This window comes from Pantoea sp. alder81 (assembly GCF_020179835.1).
Taxonomy (GTDB): domain Bacteria; phylum Pseudomonadota; class Gammaproteobacteria; order Enterobacterales; family Enterobacteriaceae; genus Pantoea.
The window spans coordinates 210,481-229,011 of record NZ_JAIUDA010000003.1 but is presented as its reverse complement, the minus strand read 5'-3'; the positions used below and the strand labels follow the sequence as shown (position 1 = coordinate 229,011).

The window sequence follows — 18,531 nt, the reverse complement described above, 5'->3', positions numbered from 1 at the left end:
TCACTTCACGACACGCTTCCTTACACCGCGAATCACTCCCTGACAATTCCCCGCCGCAGCCCGCCTTTCTGACATGCTATATACAAATAGTTAACACAATAATAACCAGCGAAATCATTCGCTGGATAACGTTCCAATAAATTCTGGTCAATGAACCGGAAGTTAATCAGACAGGATACCCCTATGTTCAACTGGACTGCGACCCAGCGAAACGTGGCGTTTGCCAGTTTCGCCAGCTGGACGCTGGATGCGTTCGACTTCTTTATCCTGGTGTTTGTACTCAGCGATCTTGCCCAGTATTTCAACACCAGCGTCTCCGATGTTTCTGTTGCCATCATGCTCACCCTGGCGGTTCGACCGATTGGCGCACTGATATTTGGTCGTCTGGCTGAGAAGTATGGCCGCCGCCCGATTCTGATGCTCAATATCGTGATGTTCTCGCTGTTTGAGCTGCTCTCAGCCTGGTCACCGAACTTCACCGCGTTCCTCGCTTTCCGCGTGATTTACGGCGTGGCGATGGGCGGTATCTGGGGCGTGGCCTCGTCGCTGGCGATGGAAACCATCCCGGATCGTTCGCGCGGGCTAATGTCCGGCATCTTCCAGGCGGGCTACCCTTGCGGCTACCTGCTGGCATCGATCATTTTCGGGCTGTTTTTCGAGACGGTGGGCTGGCGCGGCATGTTCCTGATTGGGGCATTGCCGATTCTGCTGCTGCCATTTATCTATTTTAAAGTGCCGGAATCCCCGGTCTGGCTGGCCGCGCGTGAGCGCAAAGAGAGTACGGCGCTGCTGCCGATTATTCGTCAGCACTGGAAAATCTGTATCTATATGGTGCTGCTGATGGCGTGCTTTAACTTCTTCAGCCATGGCACCCAGGATCTCTATCCCACCTTCCTGAAAGTGCAGCATCAGTTCGATCCGCGCACCGTCAGCATTATCGCGATTAGCTATAACATTGCGGCAATGCTGGGCGGGATTACCTTTGGTGCGCTGTCAGAACGGATTGGCCGTAAGAAAGCGATCATCCTCGCTTCGTTCCTTGCGCTGCCGATCTTGCCGCTGTGGGCATTCTCCAGCGGATCCTGGATGATTGGGATTGGCGCGTTCCTGATGCAGTTTATGGTGCAGGGCGCGTGGGGCGTGGTGCCGACCTATCTCACCGAACTGGTGCCTTCGAATGCGCGCGCAGTGTTGCCAGGCTTTGTTTATCAGTTGGGTAATCTGATTGCCTCGGTCAATGCGACGTTGCAGTCACGCATTGCCGAGGCGCACGGCGGCAACTACGGCCTGGGGATGGCGATTGTTGCCGGTACGGTGGCGGTGCTGATTTGCGTGTTTGTCGCCTTTGGGCGAGAGACGCGGGGTATTGAAATATCCGGTGCCGTGGCGCGCGAACAGCGTTAAAGCGCCTCGCAGACGTCGACCCATTTCGCCGCAGTCAGTTCAGCCATGCGCTGCGGCGAAATGCGCACTGCGCTGTGAATCGAACCTGCCGCGGGCAGCACTTCTTCAAAGCCGCGCAGGGTGACATCACAATAAACAGTCAGCGGATTTTCCAGTCCAAAGGGGCAGACGCCGCCCACCGGATGTCCGGTCCAGTTCACTACCTCATCGACACTTAACATGCGTGCCTTGGCGCCGAGCGCGGCTTTCAGCTTGCGGTTGTCGAGGCGGGCATCACCACGTGTGACGATCAGCACAATGGCATCTTTCACTTTCAGCGACAGGGTTTTGGCGATTTGTCCCGGCGTCACGCCATGTACGCGTGCGGCCAGTTCTACCGTGGCGGTGCTCTCCGGCATCTCGATGATGTCGATATCCGGTGCATGTTCGGCAAAGAAGTGCCGTACCGACTCCAGGCTCATTTTTTTCTCCGGTAAAAACAGAGCCTAAAAGCTGCCACAAGGGGGGGAAAGTGTAAACGGGATAAAAAGAGAATCTGTAACAGAATGCGCGCAGGTTAAACCACTTTTAACGTGCAGTTACCGCAGCGCTCGACGTCCGGAATGCGATAGCGCTGGCAGCAGCTGCGGCGTTCCATCTCGCCATTTCGCGGGATCATGGTGCGATAAAGCGGGTTGTCGCTGCCATCCAGCAGTGTCTGGGTGAAGAACAGCGCCTGTTCCAGCTGAGAGATGACGGGTGCGGGCAACTGGCTTTTCAGTTCACCGAGGAACCAGTAAAACGAATACCCCATGTTGTTCCAGATGAGTTTGGCGTTGATATCACCATGTTGCGTCATGCCGTTGACGGCAGGGATCAGGCATTGCTGAACCAGGCGGTCAATACGCTGCTGTGCGCTGAGATGGCGCGCCTCTTCATCTTCCTGCACATCAATCCAGAAAGCACAGGGATGGCCGTTCTCATGAAATTCTACATGGATTAGATGTGGCACACATTTCAGCGCCCGCGGTTCCTGCAGCAACATCAACATCAGCGGGGCTAACAGCAAACCAAAATACCATTGCGCCCACAGTGACTGCAGCGGTTTGGCTTCTTGCTGCATATCAGGGTGATTGCGATAAAGGTAATCGCTGTAGCGCTGCGTCAGGCGACGATAGTGCAGCGGTGTGGACCAATCTGCCAGCGTTAACGTCCCTGCTGGTGCGGCCTGGCCAAGCTTGACGTTATCCAGCATGTAGCTGCGTTGCTCACGCATCAGATCTTCCAGTGCGTTCGCTAAGCTGCGGTCGCTCTGCATAAAGATCAGAGGATGGTCGCTAAAGCGATGATCCTGACGCGTGATGATGGGCATGCCAATCCTGAGTGATAACGGGAATCGTGAAGCAAATGATAATCGTTACCGTCAGTGTGAACAAGATGTCATCAAGTTGAGAAGGGGGCGGCGGCATTTTTCGGCCCTGCACCGCCATTGGAAAGCGTGAAAATCGCGTCGCGACGACATCCGCTAGATCAAGTCATTGGTGACTTGCGTCAGCTTCGGCAAATCTTCCCAGGCGAGGATGGTGTTACGCCCCTGATTCTTCGCGACGTATAGCGCGCGGTCTGCATTGGCCACCGCCTGGTCAAAGTCATCGCCAAAAATGGGGGCGATACCGGCACTGATGGTGACGTGGGTGGAGACCTTTTCATTAAAGCGATGCGGAATTTCAAGATCCACCACGTACTGACGGATGCGCTCCGCCAGTTTCATAGCAATCGACGCGTTAACGTTGGTCATCAGCACCAGAAACTCTTCACCACCATAACGCGTGACCACATCGCGCGAACGCACCGCATCACGAATCGCGACCGATACCCGCGCCAGTGCCTGATCGCCCATCGCGTGACCGTAGTTGTCGTTATAGGCTTTGAAATGGTCGATATCCAGCAGCAGCACGTAATGACTGCCTGCATGGTTTTCCAGAATAGTGTCGAGGCGATTTTTCAGGCCGCGGCGGTTATACAAACCGGTAAGCGGATCCAGCATACTCAAATCGCTAAAACTCTCCTTTTCCTCATACAGCTGGCTCACCAGCCGCCGGGTAAAGGTATCAAAACGGCGCCGCATTAAATGATGCAGCGAGAAACCAATCAACGGCAAAGTAATCGTAAAAATGATCATCATTAAATGCTGACCATCATCTAATAACAGTACGGTTAATACTGGCGGCGTGATGTGTAAACAAAATGCGATCAAATAATCACTCAGTGCAATAGCACTCACAAAGAATACGCTTAACAGACTGATTATTAAAAAACTGCCATCAAAATAAAAAACCTGATGGTATCTGTGGTTAATGTGCCATGCCCACAGTGCGCCTAATATCATGGCGACAGGATTTAATAGCGGTAATTTCCGTTTTGGCATCATCAGGCAAACAGTCAGCAAAGTCAGGCTGAAAGCCGCGACAATCCCCACTGGCAGCGAGCTTACCGGGCTATCTGTGCCTAAAAAAGGTAACAGGCAAAAAAGCGAAACGGCGACATTTAAAAACAAAAAGAGCATCAGCGAAAGCCGATATTTGCTGTGTTTCAACTCATCATAAGATTGTAATTTCATTATTATTACTCTTCACAGCCCTGAAATATCAAAGCGCTACCCGTGGGAAATACTCCCGCAAATCGGATAGTGAGCACGTTATTGACGTGTTATCGAAATAGTTATCGGCGGCAATTTAGCATTTTCCAGTAAATCTGTCATCCAACGCGTCCCGCAATAAAAAATTCGCTGCAAGATGAGAAATATTGTCATATGATAATACGAATATTTATCATTTGAGGGTTGCGCGATGATCATGGCGATGTTGGCTGCCTGCGGCTTGTGGGGTGTGAGCTGGATGATGGGTAAACGTCTGGACAGTGGCTGGGGGGTATTGCTGCCCTGTGCCGCCTTACCGATATTTGCGCTGTGGGAACCGAGTTTCAGCCAGTGGCGCGTCGTGATGATTGTTGCGCTGTTAATGACCGTGGTGATGTTGTTCCATCATCGTCTGCGTCACTACTTGCTGCTGCCTTCATGTCTGGCATTGGCGGGTGGGGCGGCGGCGGTCACCGTGAATTTCCATATCGTCTGATCCTGTTTTCAGGATGACAGAAACGACAACATCACGCTGAGTGCGTGATATTTTCTTTTGGTTCAAATTGGGATTTTACAACCAGAAGGGTCAGGCAATTCAGACAACGTGGTGCGAAGGGAGGGACTTGAACCCTCACGTCCGTAAGAACACTAACACCTGAAGCTAGCGCGTCTACCAATTCCGCCACCATCGCATTGTGTTGTCTTTACTTGTCTTGTTTATACCATCGCATTGGTGCGAAGGGAGGGACTTGAACCCTCACGTCCGTAAGAACACTAACACCTGAAGCTAGCGCGTCTACCAATTCCGCCACCATCGCTCAGTGCTATGATATAAACTTTGTGATTATTGGTGCGAGGGGAGGGACTTGAACCCTCACGTCCGTAAGGACACTAACACCTGAAGCTAGCGCGTCTACCAATTCCGCCACCGTCGCGTACCATGCAACACCCTAAAGTATTGCTAACCACGGAGGCGCATTCTAGAGATTTTACTCTTTGCGTCAATACATATTTCACGACGATGAAACGATTGCTGCAAAAAACAACATTTTCACCGTCATGAAGATCAAAATGCATTATTTACGCGTTTTAGCACCGCGACCGTACACCGCACGGTACACCTTAAAGCGCCCGGTCTGTGCCAGCACTTCGTGGTTACCGAAGGTTTCATCCAGAATCTGCGGATAAGGCAGGAAGGCGTTGGCGACAATACGCAATTCGCCGCCGCTGTTCAGATGCTTCAGCGCGCCACGGATCAGCGTGTTGGCTGCATCGAGGCTGGTTTGCAGACCATCATGGAACGGCGGGTTAGAGATGATCATATCGAAGCGGCCGGTGACATCGGAGAAGACGTTACTGGCAAACACTTCACCTTCCAGTTCGTTAGCGGCCAGCGTCAGTTTACTGGCTTCAATTGCTGCGGCATGCACATCACACAGCCACAAACGGATGCGTGGGGAAATTTGCGCCATCACGGTGGCGAGCACGCCGCTGCCACAGCCGATATCCAGCACTTTGCCACGGAAGTGCGGCTCCAGCGTGGAGAGCAGCAGATCGCTACCGATATCCAGTCCATCGCGGCTGAAGACGCCCGGCAGCGTGTGGATGGTGAGATGTTCGATCATGTAAGTATTGCCGTAGCTGCTGGCATCAAAGGTTGGCTGTGTATCCAGACGACCATGATAAAGACCGCAACGACGAGCGCTGTCGACTTTTTCCAGTTTAGCCCACTCTTCCAGCATGCCTTCTGCACTGCGCACGCCGCTGCGGTTTTCACCGACCACGAAGATATCGCAGCCAACCGGCATCAGTGACAGCAGGTTTTGCAGCTGATACTGCGCTTCCGGCTTGTTCTTCGACCAGAAGTAAACCAGCGTATCGCAGCCTTCAACATCAGCGGCAGTGGCCACCATGCTGTAAACCGCACGTTCACCGAGGCGACGGCTCAGGTTCTGCCAGTGATGGTACTGCTGGGTGTGCACGCGCGTTGATGCGGTTTCCAGCTGGGCGGGCAGGTCATCCTGCAGGTCGCCAGCAAACAAAACATGGCGGGCGGTAAATTCATCACTGTGGCGCAGAATGACTTCGCTGGCCGGGGTAAAAGCAGACATGGAACGCTCCTGTTAAATCAGAGCGGGGATTATAGTGCTTTGTTGGCGCATGTTCGATGGGTTTGCTAGCATAGCGTCGCATTCTGGCAGCATAACGGGTAATAGCATGAGTACAAGGCGCGACTGGCTTCTACAGCAAATGGGGATTACGCAGTATCAATTGCGGCGCCCGCGCGTGCTGCAGGGCGAAATAGCCGTTACGCTGGCACCGGATACCCGTCTGGTGATGGTGGCGGAACATGCCCCCGCGCTGCAGGAACCTTTGATTCGCGATGTGCTGCGTGCCCTGAGTATTCAGCCTTCGCAGGTGATGACGCTAACACCTGAACAGCTGCCGATGCTGCCCGAACAGGTCGATTGTGCGGGCTGGCTACTGGGCGTCGAGAGCGAATACACCTTTAACGGCATTACCTTTTCCACCGCCGTTTTCAACGAATTAATCAGCAGCGGCGCCGCAAAACGCGCCCTGTGGCAACAGATGTGTAACCATGACAGCCATCTCTTTAGTCACCCCTGAAGACCAGCCGCAGCTGCTGGCCATTGAACGTCGCAGCCACGCGTTTCCGTGGAGCGAGCAGACGTTTGCCAGCAATCAGGGCGAACGTTTTGTGAATTATCGTCTGGAAGCCGAGGGTAAACTGGCGGGATTCGCCATTACACAGGTGGTATTGGACGAAGCCTCGCTGTTCAACATTGCGGTCGACCCGGATTTCCAGCGCCGCGGATTTGCGCGTCAGCTGTTGCAACATTTGATTGCAGAGCTGGAAAAGCGCGATGTGATGACATTGTGGCTGGAAGTGCGTGCCTCGAATCACCCGGCGATTGCCCTGTACGAACAGCTCGATTTTCATCAGGTCAGCGTTCGTCCTAACTACTATCCCACCGCCAACGGCCGTGAAGATGCCATTATCATGGCGCTAACACTGTAAAAAGGGACACTATGTTAAACGACTGGGACTGCATCCTGTTCGATGCAGATGACACACTTTTCCATTTTGATGCCTATGCTGGCCTTCAGCGCATGTTTGCCAGTTATGACGTGCACTTTAACGATCAGGATTACGCTGACTACCAGGCGATCAACAAACCGCTGTGGGTCGATTATCAAAACGGCACCATTTCGGCATTACAGCTGCAGACGCGTCGTTTCACCTTGTGGGGTGAGAAACTCAGCGTAGCGCCTGAAGTGCTGAACAGCGATTTCCTCAGCGCGATGGCGGAGATCTGCCTGCCGCTGGAGGGCGCTGCTGAGCTGCTGAATACGCTAAAAGGCAAAGTGAAGATCGCCATCATCACCAACGGTTTTACCGCCTTGCAGCAGGCGCGTCTGGAACGTACCGGTTTCCGCGAGTTTTTTGATGAGCTGGTGATCTCTGAGCAGGTCGGCGTACCGAAGCCGGACGTGGCGATTTTCGACCACACGCTGGCGTTGCTCGGCAATCCGGATCGCAGCCGCGTGTTAATGGTCGGCGATACGCCTGAATCTGACATTCTTGGCGGAATGAACGCGGGAGTGAAAACCTGCTGGATTGATCACGGTACACGCCCGTTGCCGGAACACATTACGCCAACCTGGCAGGTGAAGACGCTGGCAGAGCTGCAAGCATTGCTGACTGAACGCTAAAAGTATCTATTCACCGTTGCCGTTGTAATGATATGAAGAAGCCCGCTGCGCGGGCTTTTTTTATGATAAAATCTATGCATAAATCTATTCACGAATCTATTCATCAGGCGCTGATAGGGTGAACGACAATGGTCGATCTGCAAAGTTTGCTGCTGGCGGGACCGCTCAGTGCAGCCGATTTACTGCAACGCTCTGGCATCAGTCAGGCGACGTTGTCGCGGCAATTACGGCAGCAGCCTCAAATCGAGAAATGGGGCAGAGCACGCGCAACGCGTTATGCCTTACTCCGTCCGATTCGCGGCGAAGACCGCTTTCCACTGTATCGCATTTCAGCACAAGGGCAGGCACAGCCCGCTGGCACGCTGTTACCCACCTGGCCGCAGGGCAGTTGCCTGCATCAGGATGAGCAAGGGCGAGGGCTCTTTTACGAAGGGTTGCCGTGGTTTTTACAGGATATGCGCCCGCAAGGCTTTATTGGCCGCCAATGGGGCAGAGAGAATGCCCACCCATTGGGTTTGCATGATGACATTCGCCTGTGGAGTGACGATCAGTGCTTAATGGCGCTGGCAAGCGGTGGCGTCGACATGCCGGGCGCGTTCATTATCGGCGAGCGCACGTATCAGCGCTGGTTACAGCAGGAAGCACCGCGCGCCATCGGCGAAGAAGAGAAAGCGTTAACCTATCCGCAGCGAGCACAGCATGCGCTAAGTGGCGATGAGCCCGGGTCATCAGCGGGTGGCGAGCAACCTAAATTCCTCTGCTATGCCACAACATCCAATGGCGATCGTCACTGTCTGGTGAAATTCACTGTGGCGCGCCACAGTGATAATGCGCAGCGCTGGCGCGATTTGCTACGTGCTGAACATCTGGCATTAAAGCATCTGCACGCTACAGGCGTGGCTGCGGCACAAAGCCAACTGATTGAAGGTGCAGAGCAGTTATTTCTCGAAGTGCAGCGTTTTGATCGCATTGGTGAGCGTGGCCGACGTGAGATGAGTTCGCTTGAGGCCGTCAGCGCAGAGTTTGTTGGTCATCAACAACACTGGCCTGCTGCGCTGCGTGAACTGCGCCATCAGCAGCGCATTGATGATGTCACGCTACAGCGTGGCACCTTGCAATGGGCATTTGGTCGCCTGATTGGTAACAGTGATATGCATGCAGGAAATTTATCTTTCTTCACCGACCAGGAAAAATTCATTCTGACACCTGCCTACGACATGCTGCCGATGGCACTGGCACCTAACTCGCAAGGGCATATGCGTGATGAACTGGCATTAATGCTGGATATCTCAGTACAGGGTGAAGTGTGGCGAACAGCTTGTGGAATGGCGAAAACATACTGGCAGGCGATTGCGGATGACGAAACGTTCAGCGCAAACTTCCAGCGTATCGCCACGCAATCATTGCAGCAGTTGGATACGCTGGATGAGACCATCCGCAAAATGGCTTAGCGGCTTTTTTCATTCTCTGAGGTGGTGGCCGCTTCTTCTTCCTCACGTTCCTTATCCTCTTTCACCGCGCGACTGGCGGTGAGCAGGAACGGCGATTGCTGCCAGCGGGTGCGGCGGTCGCGCAGCAGGGTGCGGGTCAGGATGATGCCAATCGCCAGCGCCAGCAGCATCATCAAGCGCAAGATGTTGGTGGTGTTGTCCACCTGGCGCGATTCGGTGACCAATACGTGGGTGTCCAGCGTCACGCGCAAGAAACCTTGCGGTCCCTCTTTGCCTTCCAGCGGCTGCACGATTTGGTGGTTGAAGTAGCTGCCGGCGCGTTTGCCATCCAGCGCCAGCCGATCGCGCACGTTGATACTCTCACCACTGTGCGCCACCAGGCTGCCGTCGTCGGCATACACCGAGGCATCGAGGATGCGGCTGTTGTCCGTCATCTGATTGAGGATGGCAGCGATTTGCGTGCGGTTATCGTCGCTGTTATCCATCAGCGGTTTCAGGCTAAACGCTACCTGACGCGTCAAGGTATGCGCGAGTTCTTCCACCTGTTCAGAACGGGCCATTTGATGGCCGAGACTGAACCAGGATGCCCCTTGCATCAGCACCACTAACAGGGCCAGCGAGATAAGAACAATCACCGTGCGATGCAGGCGAAATTTCAGTGCGGTTTTAACCATCAGAAACCCGTGTGACGTAACAGCAGAAAGGCTGGCAATTATGTTGCCAGAACCCGCGCAGACAAGGTAGCCTCTTGCGTGGTTTTGTTGTCCCTACAGGAGCTGTAATGCCAAATCGTCTTACCTGGTGCGATCTGCCCGCCGATGTTTCACTCTGGCCGGGTCTACCCCTTTCTCTCAGCGGTGATGAAGTGATGCCGCTGGATTACCGTGCCGGTCGGACTGGCTGGTTGCTGTATGGGCGCGGACTCGATAAACAAAAACTGACCGATTATCAGCATCTGCTGGGTGCGGCGATGGTGATCGTGAGTGCCTGGAATGTCGATGAGTATCAGGTGGTTCGTCTGGCCGGTTCACTGACGCCGCGTGCGACCAAACTGGCGCACGACGCGGGATTTGACGTGGCGCCGCTCGGCAAGATCCCGCATCTGAAAACTCCGGGATTGCTGGTGATGGACATGGATTCCACCGCCATTCAGATCGAATGCATCGATGAGATCGCCAAACTGGCGGGCTGCGGCGAGCAGGTTTCAGAAGTGACCGAACGCGCCATGCGCGGCGAGCTGGACTTCAAAGCCAGCCTGCGTGAGCGCGTAGGTAAATTGGCGGGTGCCGACGCTAACATCCTTAAGCAGGTGCGCGACACGCTGCCGCTGATGCCGGGTCTGACCACGCTGGTGCATAAATTACAGGCGCTGGGCTGGCAGGTGGCGATTGCCTCCGGTGGATTTACTTACTACGCCGATTATCTGCGTCAGACACTGCATCTGGCCGCGGCCGTCGCCAACGAGCTGGAAATGCGCGATGGTAAGCTGACGGGCGAAGTGATAGGGCAGATTGTTGATGCGCAATTTAAAGCCGATACCCTGAAAAATCTCGCTGAACGTCATGAAATCGCGCCAGAACAAACGGTTGCGATCGGCGATGGTGCCAACGATCTGCCGATGATTAAGGCAGCAGGATTAGGCATCGCTTACCATGCTAAACCGAAAGTGAATGAGCAGGCGTCGATCATTATCCGCCATGCCGATTTGATGGGTGTGTTCTGCATCCTGACCGGTAGCCTGATTCACGAAGAGCGTTAACAGAGGATTTGATTTGGCCAAAGCGGCAAAGCGCGCCTTCGTTTGTAACGAGTGCGGCGCAGATTATCCACGCTGGCAGGGGCAATGCAGCGCCTGCAACGCGTGGAACACCATCACCGAGGTGCGGATTGCCGCCTCGCCTGCGGCAGCGCGTAACGAGCGTCTGAGTGGTTATGCGGGCAGCGCTGGACCCAGCCGGGTGCAGAAGCTGTCCGAAATCAGCCTCGAAGCCGTGCCGCGTTTCTCCACCAGTTTCAAAGAGTTCGATCGCGTGCTCGGCGGCGGTGTGGTGCCAGGCAGTGCGATTTTGATCGGTGGTAACCCCGGTGCCGGTAAATCGACGCTGCTGTTACAGGTGATGTGTCAGCTGGCGGAAGGGATGAAAACCCTGTACGTCACTGGCGAAGAATCACTGCAACAGGTCGCGATGCGCGCCCACCGTCTGGGATTACCCACTGAAAACCTGAATATGTTGTCGGAAACCAGCATCGAGCAGATCTGCCTGATCGCCGAGCAGGAACAGCCGAAATTGATGGTGATCGACTCGATCCAGGTGATGCACATGGCGGATATTCAATCTTCGCCCGGCAGTGTGGCGCAGGTGCGTGAAACCGCCGCTTACCTGACGCGCTTCGCTAAAACGCGCGGCGTGGCGATTGTGATGGTGGGTCACGTCACCAAAGACGGCTCGCTGGCGGGGCCCAAAGTACTGGAGCACTGCATCGACTGTTCAGTGATGCTGGATGGCGATGCCGATTCGCGCTTCCGCACGCTGCGCAGCCACAAAAACCGCTTTGGTGCGGTGAATGAGCTGGGCGTGTTCGCCATGACCGAGCAGGGCATGCGTGAGATCAGTAACCCATCGGCGATTTTCCTGTCGCGCGGTGATGAAGTCACTGCCGGTAGTTCGGTGATGGTGGTGTGGGAAGGTTCGCGACCGCTGCTGGTAGAGATTCAGGCGCTGGTGGATCACTCGATGATGGGCAACCCGCGTCGTGTGGCCGTGGGTCTGGAGCAGAACCGCCTGGCGATTCTGCTGGCCGTGCTGCACCGTCACGGTGGCTTGCAGATGGCGGATCAGGATGTGTTCGTCAACGTGGTGGGTGGCGTCAAAGTCACTGAGACCAGTGCTGACTTGGCGCTGCTGCTGGCGATGGTCTCCAGCTTGCGTAATCGTCCGCTGCCGCAGGATTTAGTGATCTTCGGTGAAGTGGGACTGGCGGGGGAGATTCGTCCGGTGCCGAGCGGGCAGGAACGTATTTCAGAAGCAGCCAAGCACGGTTTCAAACGCGCGATTGTGCCCGCGGGCAATGCACCGAAGAAGGCCATTGAGGGCATGAAGGTGTATAGCGCGAAAAAGCTGTCGGATGCGTTGGCGATTTTTGACGAGCTGTAATACCGCACCCCATTATTTCCCATGCAGGAGGCACTAAATGTCATCGTTCGACTACCTGAAAACTGCCATACGCCAGCAGGGCCATACGCTGCAGCAGGTTGCAGATGCCAGCGGGATGACCAAAGGCTACTTAAGCCAGTTGCTGAATGCCAAAATCAAAAGCCCGAGCGCGCAGAAGCTGGAAGCGCTGCACCGTTTTCTTGGGCTGGAATTTCCGCGCCGCAACAAAACCGTTGGCGTGGTGTTTGGTAAGTTTTACCCTCTGCACACCGGCCATATCTATCTGATCCAGCGCGCCTGTAGCCAGGTGGATGAGCTGCACATCATCATGGGCCATGACGATCCGCGCGATCGTGAACTGTTTGAAAACAGTGCCATGTCGCAGCAGCCGACTGTCAGCGATCGTCTGCGCTGGTTATTGCAGACTTTCAAATATCAGAAAAACATCCGCATCCACTCGTTTGATGAAGAAGGGATCGAACCTTATCCGCACGGCTGGGATGTGTGGAGCGAAGGGGTAAAGAAATTCCTTTCAGAGCAGGGCATTGAGCCGGATTGCATTTACACCAGCGAAGAGCCTGATGCGGCGATGTACCAACAGCATCTCGGCATTTCGACGGTGGTGATCGATCCTAATCGATCCTTTATGAACATCAGCGGCGGGCAGATTCGTCAGGATCCGTTCCGTTACTGGGAATACATTCCCACCGAAGTGAAGCCGTTCTTTGTGCGCACCGTGGCGATCCTTGGCGGGGAATCGAGCGGAAAATCGACGCTGGTCAATAAGCTGGCGAATATCTTCAACACCACCAGTGCGTGGGAGTATGGCCGCGATTATGTCTTCTCGCACCTCGGTGGCGATGAGATGGCGCTGCAGTATTCCGACTACGACAAGATTGCCTTGGGGCAGGCGCAGTACATCGATTTTGCCGTCAAATACGCCAGTAAAGTGGCCTTTATCGATACCGACTTTGTCACCACGCAGGCGTTTTGCCTCAAGTATGAGGGGCGCGAGCACCCGTTTGTTCAGGCGCTAATCGACGAGTATCGTTTTGATTTGGTGATCCTGCTGGAGAACAACGTGCCATGGGTGGCCGACGGCTTGCGCAGTCTCGGCAGCTCAATGGATCGTCGTGAGTTTCAGTCGATGCTGGTGACGATGCTGCGTGAGAACAATATCGAGTTCGTGCACGTGAAAGAGGATGACTACGATACGCGCTTCCTGCGCTGCGTTGAGTTAGTGAAAGAGATGTTGGGCGCCTGATCGCCAGACATAAAAAAGGCGCCGATTGGCGCCTTTTTCACGTAATGGCAATTACTTCGTCATACGCTTGTACTTGATACGCTTCGGCTCCAGCGCGTCTGCGCCGAGGGTGCGTTTCTTGTACTCTTCGTACTCAGTAAAGTTACCTTCGAAGAACTCCACCTTACCTTCATCCTGATAATCGATGATGTGGGTGGCGATACGGTCGAGGAACCAACGGTCATGCGAGATCACCATGGCACAGCCAGGGAATTCCAGCAGGGCGTTTTCCAGCGCGCGCAGGGTTTCGATGTCGAGGTCGTTGGTTGGTTCATCGAGCAGCAACAGGTTGCCGCCAACCTGCAGCAGTTTCGCGAGGTGCAGACGACCACGCTCACCACCGGACAGCTCGCCAACGCGTTTGCCCTGATCGGTGCCTTTGAAGTTGAAGCGACCGACATAGGCACGGCTTGGCATCTCAGTGTTGCCGACGCGCATAATGTCCTGGCCGCCAGACACTTCTTCGAACACGGTTTTGGAGTTATCCATCGCATCACGGAACTGATCCACTGACGCCAGCTTGACGGTTTCGCCCACCTCGATGGTGCCGGAATCCGGCTGCTCCTGACCTGACATCATGCGGAACAGCGTGGATTTACCCGCACCGTTCGGACCGATGATGCCGACAATCGCGCCCTTCGGTACCGAGAAGGTTAGATCGTCGATCAGCACACGATCGCCATACGATTTGCTCAGGTTGGTGACTTCCAACACTTTGTCACCGAGGCGTGCGCCTGGTGGAATGAACAATTCGTTGGTTTCGTTACGCTTCTGGTAATCGGTACTGTTCAGCTCTTCAAAGCGTGCCAGACGGGCTTTGCCCTTGGACTGACGGCCTTTCGCGCCCTGACGTACCCATTCCAGCTCTTTTTCAATCGACTTGCGACGCGCTGCTTCAGATGAAGCTTCCTGCGCCAGACGCTGATCTTTCTGCTCCAGCCAGGAAGAGTAGTTACCTTCCCACGGAATACCTTCGCCACGGTCCAGCTCCAGAATCCAACCGGCAACGTTGTCGAGGAAGTAACGGTCATGCGTGATCGCCACTACCGTGCCTTCGAAGTCGTGCAGGAAGCGTTCCAGCCAGGCCACGGATTCTGCATCCAGGTGGTTGGTTGGTTCATCGAGCAGCAGCATGTCTGGCTTTTCCAGCAGCAGACGGCACAGCGCGACGCGGCGGCGTTCACCACCGGACAGGGTCTCGATTTTGGCATCCCAGTCTGGCAGACGCATGGCATCAGCAGCACGGTTCAGCTGGGTATCGAGGTTGTGACCGTCGTGGGCCTGGATCACTTCTTCCAGACGGCCCTGCTCGGCAGCCAGCTTGTCGAAATCGGCATCCGGATCGGCATACAGTGCGTACACTTCGTCGAGACGCTTGAGCGCGCCAACCACTTCAAATACCGCTTCTTCCACAGATTCACGCACGGTGTGCTCTGGGTTCAGTTTTGGTTCCTGTGGCAGGTAGCCGACTTTAATGCCCGGCTGCGGACGTGCTTCCCCTTCGATATCGGTGTCGATGCCCGCCATGATGCGCAGCAAAGTGGATTTACCCGAGCCGTTCAGGCCGAGTACGCCGATTTTGGCACCAGGGAAGAAGCTAAGAGAGATATTCTTCAGGATGTGACGCTTCGGCGGAACGACTTTGCCGACGCGATGCATGCTATAGACGAATTGAGCCACGTTGTATTGAGCCTCTTGGTCAGTGAGTGGTGAACGTCAGATGCTGAAGTTTAGCCGTTTTCACCCTGCAATCACAGCCACATGGCGTTGAATCTTCTGAAGCCGGGCTCACAAACCGATAACTGATTGATTCTCACTCAACGGCCGGACTATGCTGCCTTTTTGCCTGAAACGGGAGGGGTTCGATGAGAGTGCTGATTGCGGCCGATGAACATGCCTGGGGCGGATTGATTCCTTCAATTCGTCAGACGTTACCCGATGTGGAGTTTGTCGCCTCTGCGGGTCATGCGGCGGAAAGCCTGGCGGGATTCGATGCGCTGATCCCCGGTATGTGCCGTGTGGATGCGCGCTTGCTGGCCACCGCCGATCGCCTGAAGCTGGTACAGCAGGCGGGCGTAGGACTGGAAGGCGTGGATATTGATGCCGCCAGAAAGGCTGGGATCATGGTCGCAAACGTGCCTTCCGATCATTCAGGTAATGCGGATTCGGTTGCCGAGTTGGGCATCTGGATGATGATTGGCCTGGCGCGGCGCCAGCATGAGATCGCGGATTGCCTGGCGCAGCAGAAACTCGGTCAACCGATTGGCATGGGCTTGATGGGCAAAACGGTTGGGCTGGTAGGGTTAGGCGGTATCGGCAAAGCCTTAGCCAAACGTCTGACGCCTTTTGGCATGCGCATGATCGGCGTAAAGCGCGAAGCGGATGAGGCTTTTGCACGTCAGCATCAGCTCGACTGGCTGGGAACCATGGCGCAGTTGCCCGAACTTTTGCAGCAGTCCGACTTTGTGGTGCTGAGCCTGCCGGACAACCCAGACACCCATAACATTATTGATGCCGTTGCACTGGCGCAGATGAAGCAGAACAGCTTTCTGATTAACCTCGGACGCGGTGGATTAATTGAGAAGCAGGCATTTCTCGCGGCGCTGGAAAGCAAAAAACTGGCCGGTGCCGGGCTGGATGTGTTCTGGCAGGAGCCACCCAATCCGCAGGATCCGGTGTTCGACTATAACGTGATCGCCACGCCACACATTGGCGGCGTAACGGATATCTCACTGGCGGGCAATATCAAAGGGATCTGTGATAACCTGCGGCGTCTGCGCGATGGCGAAGCGGTTATCGATCGCTGGGCCTAACGTTACGGCAGGCGCAGCGGAATCTTCTGTTGCGTCAGCCAATCCTTCAGCGCCGCATCCGGCGCGCTGTCACTCACCAGCATGTCAAAACGACGCAGCTCGCCAATACGCGCGGGCAGTACTTTGCCATATTTGCTGCTGTCGGCCACCAATACCCGAGTACGCGCCCGCAGCATCGCGTGGTGCTTCATCGCCAACTCATTAAGGTTATAGCAGGTTGCGCCCTGTTCCTGATCGATACCGGCCGCCGAGATAAACGCCAGCGTCGGGCAGAGATCGTCGAGGATCGAGTGCGCGCCAATCGGCGTGAACAGGGCGTTATCAGCATGAAACTCGCCGCCGCTGAGGATCACATTGCAGGCCGGTTTCTCTTTCAGTGCGAGGAAGGTGTTCATGGCACAGCAAATGGCGGTAAACGTCAGCGTTTCGGGAATCGCATCCACGATATAGGGCAGCGTCGTGCCGCAGTCGAAAAACACCGTGTCGTTTTCGCTAATCAAGCTTGCGGCAGCCTGTGCCAGGCGTTGCTTGCGTGCGGCATTTTGCCCGTGCTGATCGGAGACGAAATAGTGTCCGGCATGGCTTTTCGGATCGCTGACGATGTAGCCCCCGAGCAGGACCACCGTAGAGGCGGGTTCAGTCAGATCGCGACGAATAGTCATCTCTGAGACGCCCAACAGTTGCGCCGCATCTTTCAGGTGCAGCTTATCGGTGCGCTTCAGTGCTTGCGCCAGCTTGTGAATGCGTTCTTCGCGCCGGGTTTCCATGAGCATCTCTGTGTAATGGCTATCCTGAGGGTGAAAGGTTTTACCCATCGGCGCAGCAGAAGCGCTACCGAAAAATCGTGGTAAATCTCTCATATTTTAATGATTTGCGACTTATCCAGCCGGCAATTTTTCAATCTTACCCGTAATGAGATCGCCCCGCAAACTTCCCACACCGCGCTGAAAGCGTCAACAGCGCTGATGTTGTTTTGTTAAAATAATAACATCCAGGCTGGCCTTATTGTCAGATAAATCGTTTTCATACGCTGCTCAGGATGTGAATTTTGTCACATCGATCACTTTGTATACCTGCTAGTGTGATTTAAATAACATTTAAATGCTAAAAATTCACCGGGGAGTAAACAATGGATATCGCGGTTATTGGGTCAAATATGGTGGACCTCATTACCTACACTAACCAAATGCCGAAGGCGGGCGAAACGCTGGAAGCGCCTGATTTCGCCATCGGCTGTGGTGGCAAAGGCGCAAATCAGGCGGTGGCCGCGGCGAAAATGGGCGGCAGCGTGATGATGGTGAGTAAAGTGGGTGACGATCTGTTTGCGCCGAACACCGTGGCGAACCTGAAACAGCAGGGCGTCGATACCCAATTTGTCACCACCGCGCCGGGCACTTCCAGCGGCGTGGCACCGATCTTCGTTGATGACCAATCGCAGAACCGCATTCTGATCATTAAAGGCGCCAACCAGCAGCTCAAACCGGCCGATATTGATGCGGCTGCCGAGGCGCTGAAAGCGTGCCAGTTGATTATCCTGCAGCTCGAGATCCCGCTGGAAACGGTCTATTACGCGATTGATTTTGCCCGTCAGCACGACATCAAAGTGATCCTCAATCCGGCACCGGCGGTGGCGAATCTGGATATCGATTACGCCTGCAAGTGCGACTTCTTTATGCCCAACGAAACCGAACTGGAGATCCTCACCGGCATGCCGGTCGGAACCGATGATGAGGTAAAACGGGCGGGCCAGACGCTGCTTAAGCGTGGCCTCAAAAACCTGATTATCACTTTGGGTGCACGCGGTTCACTGTGGATGGCGGGCGATGCGCTGCATCAGGTCGCGCCTACCTCAGTAAAAGCCGTCGATACCAGCGGTGCCGGTGATGCCTTCATCGGTTGCTTTGCACATGTGCTGGTGAAGACCGGCGATATCCCCACGGCGATGGCGCAAGCCTCGGCCTATGCCGCTTGCAGCGTCACTGGACGCGGCACGCAACGTTCCTACCCGGACGCGGACACCTTCCAGCGTTTTCTCAACGTAAACTGAGGTCGA

Annotated in this window: 18 protein-coding genes and 3 tRNA genes; 11 read left to right on the top strand and 10 right to left on the bottom strand. The window is 54.9% G+C overall.

All coding sequences use genetic code 11. The annotated features are described in order from the left end of the window. Window positions 1-150: 150 nt before the first annotated feature. On the top strand, window positions 151-1,404 hold the full coding sequence (locus LBW88_RS10575; RefSeq protein ID WP_224932392.1) for an MFS transporter: 1,254 nt from the start codon (window positions 151-153) through the stop codon (window positions 1,402-1,404). Here LBW88_RS10575 and LBW88_RS10570 read toward each other — a convergent pair. The 3 genes from LBW88_RS10570 to LBW88_RS10560 form a co-directional block, all read right to left on the bottom strand. After that, window positions 1,401-1,865, bottom strand: a complete 465-nt coding sequence (locus tag LBW88_RS10570; RefSeq protein WP_224932393.1) for a YbaK/EbsC family protein — start codon at window positions 1,863-1,865, stop codon at window positions 1,401-1,403. The genes LBW88_RS10575 and LBW88_RS10570 overlap by 4 nt on opposite strands. A gap of 95 nt (window positions 1,866-1,960) precedes the next feature. Further along, window positions 1,961-2,755, bottom strand: a complete 795-nt coding sequence (gene fhuF / locus LBW88_RS10565; RefSeq protein WP_224932394.1) for a siderophore-iron reductase FhuF — start codon at window positions 2,753-2,755, stop codon at window positions 1,961-1,963. A 153-nt stretch (window positions 2,756-2,908) separates the two neighbouring features. Next, window positions 2,909-4,003 (bottom strand): GGDEF domain-containing protein, encoded by a 1,095-nt coding sequence (locus tag LBW88_RS10560; protein WP_224932395.1) that lies wholly within the window; start codon window positions 4,001-4,003, stop codon window positions 2,909-2,911. 229 nt (window positions 4,004-4,232) lie between these two features. On the opposite strand from LBW88_RS10560, the gene LBW88_RS10555 reads away from it, so the two are divergent. Further along, on the top strand, window positions 4,233-4,517 hold the full coding sequence (locus LBW88_RS10555) for a DUF1435 domain-containing protein (protein ID WP_224932396.1): 285 nt from the start codon (window positions 4,233-4,235) through the stop codon (window positions 4,515-4,517). A gap of 109 nt (window positions 4,518-4,626) precedes the next feature. Here the strand turns inward: LBW88_RS10555 and LBW88_RS10550 are convergent. From LBW88_RS10550 to rsmC, 4 genes are all read right to left on the bottom strand, one after another. Continuing rightward, window positions 4,627-4,713 (bottom strand) — tRNA-Leu (locus LBW88_RS10550). Window positions 4,714-4,752: 39 nt separating this feature from the next. Further along, a tRNA-Leu gene (locus LBW88_RS10545) sits at window positions 4,753-4,839 on the bottom strand. Window positions 4,840-4,869: 30 nt separating this feature from the next. Beyond that, window positions 4,870-4,956: transfer RNA gene (locus LBW88_RS10540), tRNA-Leu, on the bottom strand. 141 nt (window positions 4,957-5,097) lie between these two features. After that, window positions 5,098-6,132 (bottom strand): 16S rRNA (guanine(1207)-N(2))-methyltransferase RsmC, encoded by a 1,035-nt coding sequence (gene rsmC / locus LBW88_RS10535; protein ID WP_224932397.1) that lies wholly within the window; start codon window positions 6,130-6,132, stop codon window positions 5,098-5,100. A 106-nt stretch (window positions 6,133-6,238) separates the two neighbouring features. Between rsmC and LBW88_RS10530 the strand changes: the two genes are divergently transcribed. The 4 genes from LBW88_RS10530 (at window position 6,239) to yjjJ (ending at window position 9,207) form a co-directional block, all read left to right on the top strand. Continuing rightward, complete coding sequence (locus LBW88_RS10530) at window positions 6,239-6,649, top strand: DNA polymerase III subunit psi (protein ID WP_224932398.1); 411 nt, start codon at window positions 6,239-6,241, stop codon at window positions 6,647-6,649. Then, window positions 6,621-7,061, top strand: coding sequence for a ribosomal protein S18-alanine N-acetyltransferase (gene rimI / locus LBW88_RS10525; RefSeq protein WP_224932399.1), 441 nt, complete (start codon window positions 6,621-6,623; stop codon window positions 7,059-7,061). Before LBW88_RS10530 ends, rimI begins: the two co-directional genes overlap by 29 nt. A gap of 11 nt (window positions 7,062-7,072) precedes the next feature. Next, window positions 7,073-7,756: a pyrimidine 5'-nucleotidase gene (yjjG, locus tag LBW88_RS10520; RefSeq protein ID WP_224932400.1), complete on the top strand. Its 684-nt coding sequence runs from the start codon at window positions 7,073-7,075 to the stop codon at window positions 7,754-7,756. A gap of 128 nt (window positions 7,757-7,884) precedes the next feature. Then, window positions 7,885-9,207, top strand: coding sequence for a type II toxin-antitoxin system HipA family toxin YjjJ (gene yjjJ, locus LBW88_RS10515; protein WP_224932401.1), 1,323 nt, complete (start codon window positions 7,885-7,887; stop codon window positions 9,205-9,207). Here the strand turns inward: yjjJ and LBW88_RS10510 are convergent. Further along, the gene (locus LBW88_RS10510; RefSeq protein ID WP_224932402.1) at window positions 9,204-9,881 is read right to left on the bottom strand and encodes a YtjB family periplasmic protein; all 678 of its coding nucleotides are present in this window, start codon (window positions 9,879-9,881) and stop codon (window positions 9,204-9,206) included. The genes yjjJ and LBW88_RS10510 overlap by 4 nt on opposite strands. A 107-nt stretch (window positions 9,882-9,988) precedes the next feature. Here LBW88_RS10510 and serB point away from each other — a divergent pair, with 107 nt between their 5' ends. Genes serB through nadR form a run of 3 tightly spaced genes read left to right on the top strand, consistent with a single transcriptional unit; the run spans window position 9,989 to window position 13,626 of the window. Then, window positions 9,989-10,966, top strand: a complete 978-nt coding sequence (serB, locus tag LBW88_RS10505) for a phosphoserine phosphatase (protein WP_224932403.1) — start codon at window positions 9,989-9,991, stop codon at window positions 10,964-10,966. Between the two features lie 13 nt (window positions 10,967-10,979). Further along, a complete protein-coding gene (gene radA / locus LBW88_RS10500; protein WP_224932404.1) occupies window positions 10,980-12,362 on the top strand; it encodes a DNA repair protein RadA in 1,383 nt (460 codons plus the stop codon). Between the two features lie 37 nt (window positions 12,363-12,399). Next, window positions 12,400-13,626 (top strand): multifunctional transcriptional regulator/nicotinamide-nucleotide adenylyltransferase/ribosylnicotinamide kinase NadR, encoded by a 1,227-nt coding sequence (nadR, locus tag LBW88_RS10495; protein ID WP_224932405.1) that lies wholly within the window; start codon window positions 12,400-12,402, stop codon window positions 13,624-13,626. 51 nt (window positions 13,627-13,677) lie between these two features. On the opposite strand, the gene ettA is transcribed toward nadR, so the two are convergent. Then, the gene (gene ettA, locus LBW88_RS10490; RefSeq protein WP_224932406.1) at window positions 13,678-15,345 is read right to left on the bottom strand and encodes an energy-dependent translational throttle protein EttA; all 1,668 of its coding nucleotides are present in this window, start codon (window positions 15,343-15,345) and stop codon (window positions 13,678-13,680) included. Window positions 15,346-15,530: 185 nt separating this feature from the next. On the opposite strand from ettA, the gene LBW88_RS10485 reads away from it, so the two are divergent. Continuing rightward, window positions 15,531-16,478, top strand: a complete 948-nt coding sequence (locus LBW88_RS10485; RefSeq protein WP_224932407.1) for a 2-hydroxyacid dehydrogenase — start codon at window positions 15,531-15,533, stop codon at window positions 16,476-16,478. A 2-nt stretch (window positions 16,479-16,480) separates the two neighbouring features. Here LBW88_RS10485 and deoR read toward each other — a convergent pair whose 3' ends face one another. Beyond that, window positions 16,481-17,245 carry a DNA-binding transcriptional repressor DeoR gene (deoR, locus tag LBW88_RS10480; protein WP_224932408.1) on the bottom strand — a complete coding sequence of 255 codons (765 nt, stop codon included), beginning with the start codon at window positions 17,243-17,245 and terminating at the stop codon, window positions 16,481-16,483. Between the two features lie 362 nt (window positions 17,246-17,607). Here deoR and rbsK point away from each other — a divergent pair, with 362 nt between their 5' ends. Further along, window positions 17,608-18,525 carry a ribokinase gene (gene rbsK / locus LBW88_RS10475; RefSeq protein ID WP_224932409.1) on the top strand — a complete coding sequence of 306 codons (918 nt, stop codon included), beginning with the start codon at window positions 17,608-17,610 and terminating at the stop codon, window positions 18,523-18,525. Window positions 18,526-18,531: the final 6 nt, after the last annotated feature.

Excerpts from the sequence above, each read along its gene's own strand:
- LBW88_RS10575 (WP_224932392.1), top strand. The coding sequence starts at position 151 with ATGAACCGGAAGTTAATCAGACAGGATACCCCTATGTTCAACTGGACT.
- LBW88_RS10570 (WP_224932393.1), bottom strand. The coding sequence starts at position 1,865 with ATGAGCCTGGAGTCGGTACGGCACTTCTTTGCCGAACATGCACCGGAT.
- fhuF (WP_224932394.1), bottom strand. The coding sequence starts at position 2,755 with ATGCCCATCATCACGCGTCAGGATCATCGCTTTAGCGACCATCCTCTG.
- LBW88_RS10560 (WP_224932395.1), bottom strand. The coding sequence starts at position 4,003 with ATGAAATTACAATCTTATGATGAGTTGAAACACAGCAAATATCGGCTT.
- LBW88_RS10555 (WP_224932396.1), top strand. The coding sequence starts at position 4,233 with ATGATCATGGCGATGTTGGCTGCCTGCGGCTTGTGGGGTGTGAGCTGG.
- rsmC (WP_224932397.1), bottom strand. The coding sequence starts at position 6,132 with ATGTCTGCTTTTACCCCGGCCAGCGAAGTCATTCTGCGCCACAGTGAT.
- LBW88_RS10530 (WP_224932398.1), top strand. The coding sequence starts at position 6,239 with ATGAGTACAAGGCGCGACTGGCTTCTACAGCAAATGGGGATTACGCAG.
- rimI (WP_224932399.1), top strand. The coding sequence starts at position 6,621 with ATGACAGCCATCTCTTTAGTCACCCCTGAAGACCAGCCGCAGCTGCTG.
- yjjG (WP_224932400.1), top strand. The coding sequence starts at position 7,073 with ATGTTAAACGACTGGGACTGCATCCTGTTCGATGCAGATGACACACTT.
- yjjJ (WP_224932401.1), top strand. The coding sequence starts at position 7,885 with ATGGTCGATCTGCAAAGTTTGCTGCTGGCGGGACCGCTCAGTGCAGCC.
- LBW88_RS10510 (WP_224932402.1), bottom strand. The coding sequence starts at position 9,881 with ATGGTTAAAACCGCACTGAAATTTCGCCTGCATCGCACGGTGATTGTT.
- serB (WP_224932403.1), top strand. The coding sequence starts at position 9,989 with ATGCCAAATCGTCTTACCTGGTGCGATCTGCCCGCCGATGTTTCACTC.
- nadR (WP_224932405.1), top strand. The coding sequence starts at position 12,400 with ATGTCATCGTTCGACTACCTGAAAACTGCCATACGCCAGCAGGGCCAT.
- LBW88_RS10485 (WP_224932407.1), top strand. The coding sequence starts at position 15,531 with ATGAGAGTGCTGATTGCGGCCGATGAACATGCCTGGGGCGGATTGATT.
- deoR (WP_224932408.1), bottom strand. The coding sequence starts at position 17,245 with ATGGAAACCCGGCGCGAAGAACGCATTCACAAGCTGGCGCAAGCACTG.
- rbsK (WP_224932409.1), top strand. The coding sequence starts at position 17,608 with ATGGATATCGCGGTTATTGGGTCAAATATGGTGGACCTCATTACCTAC.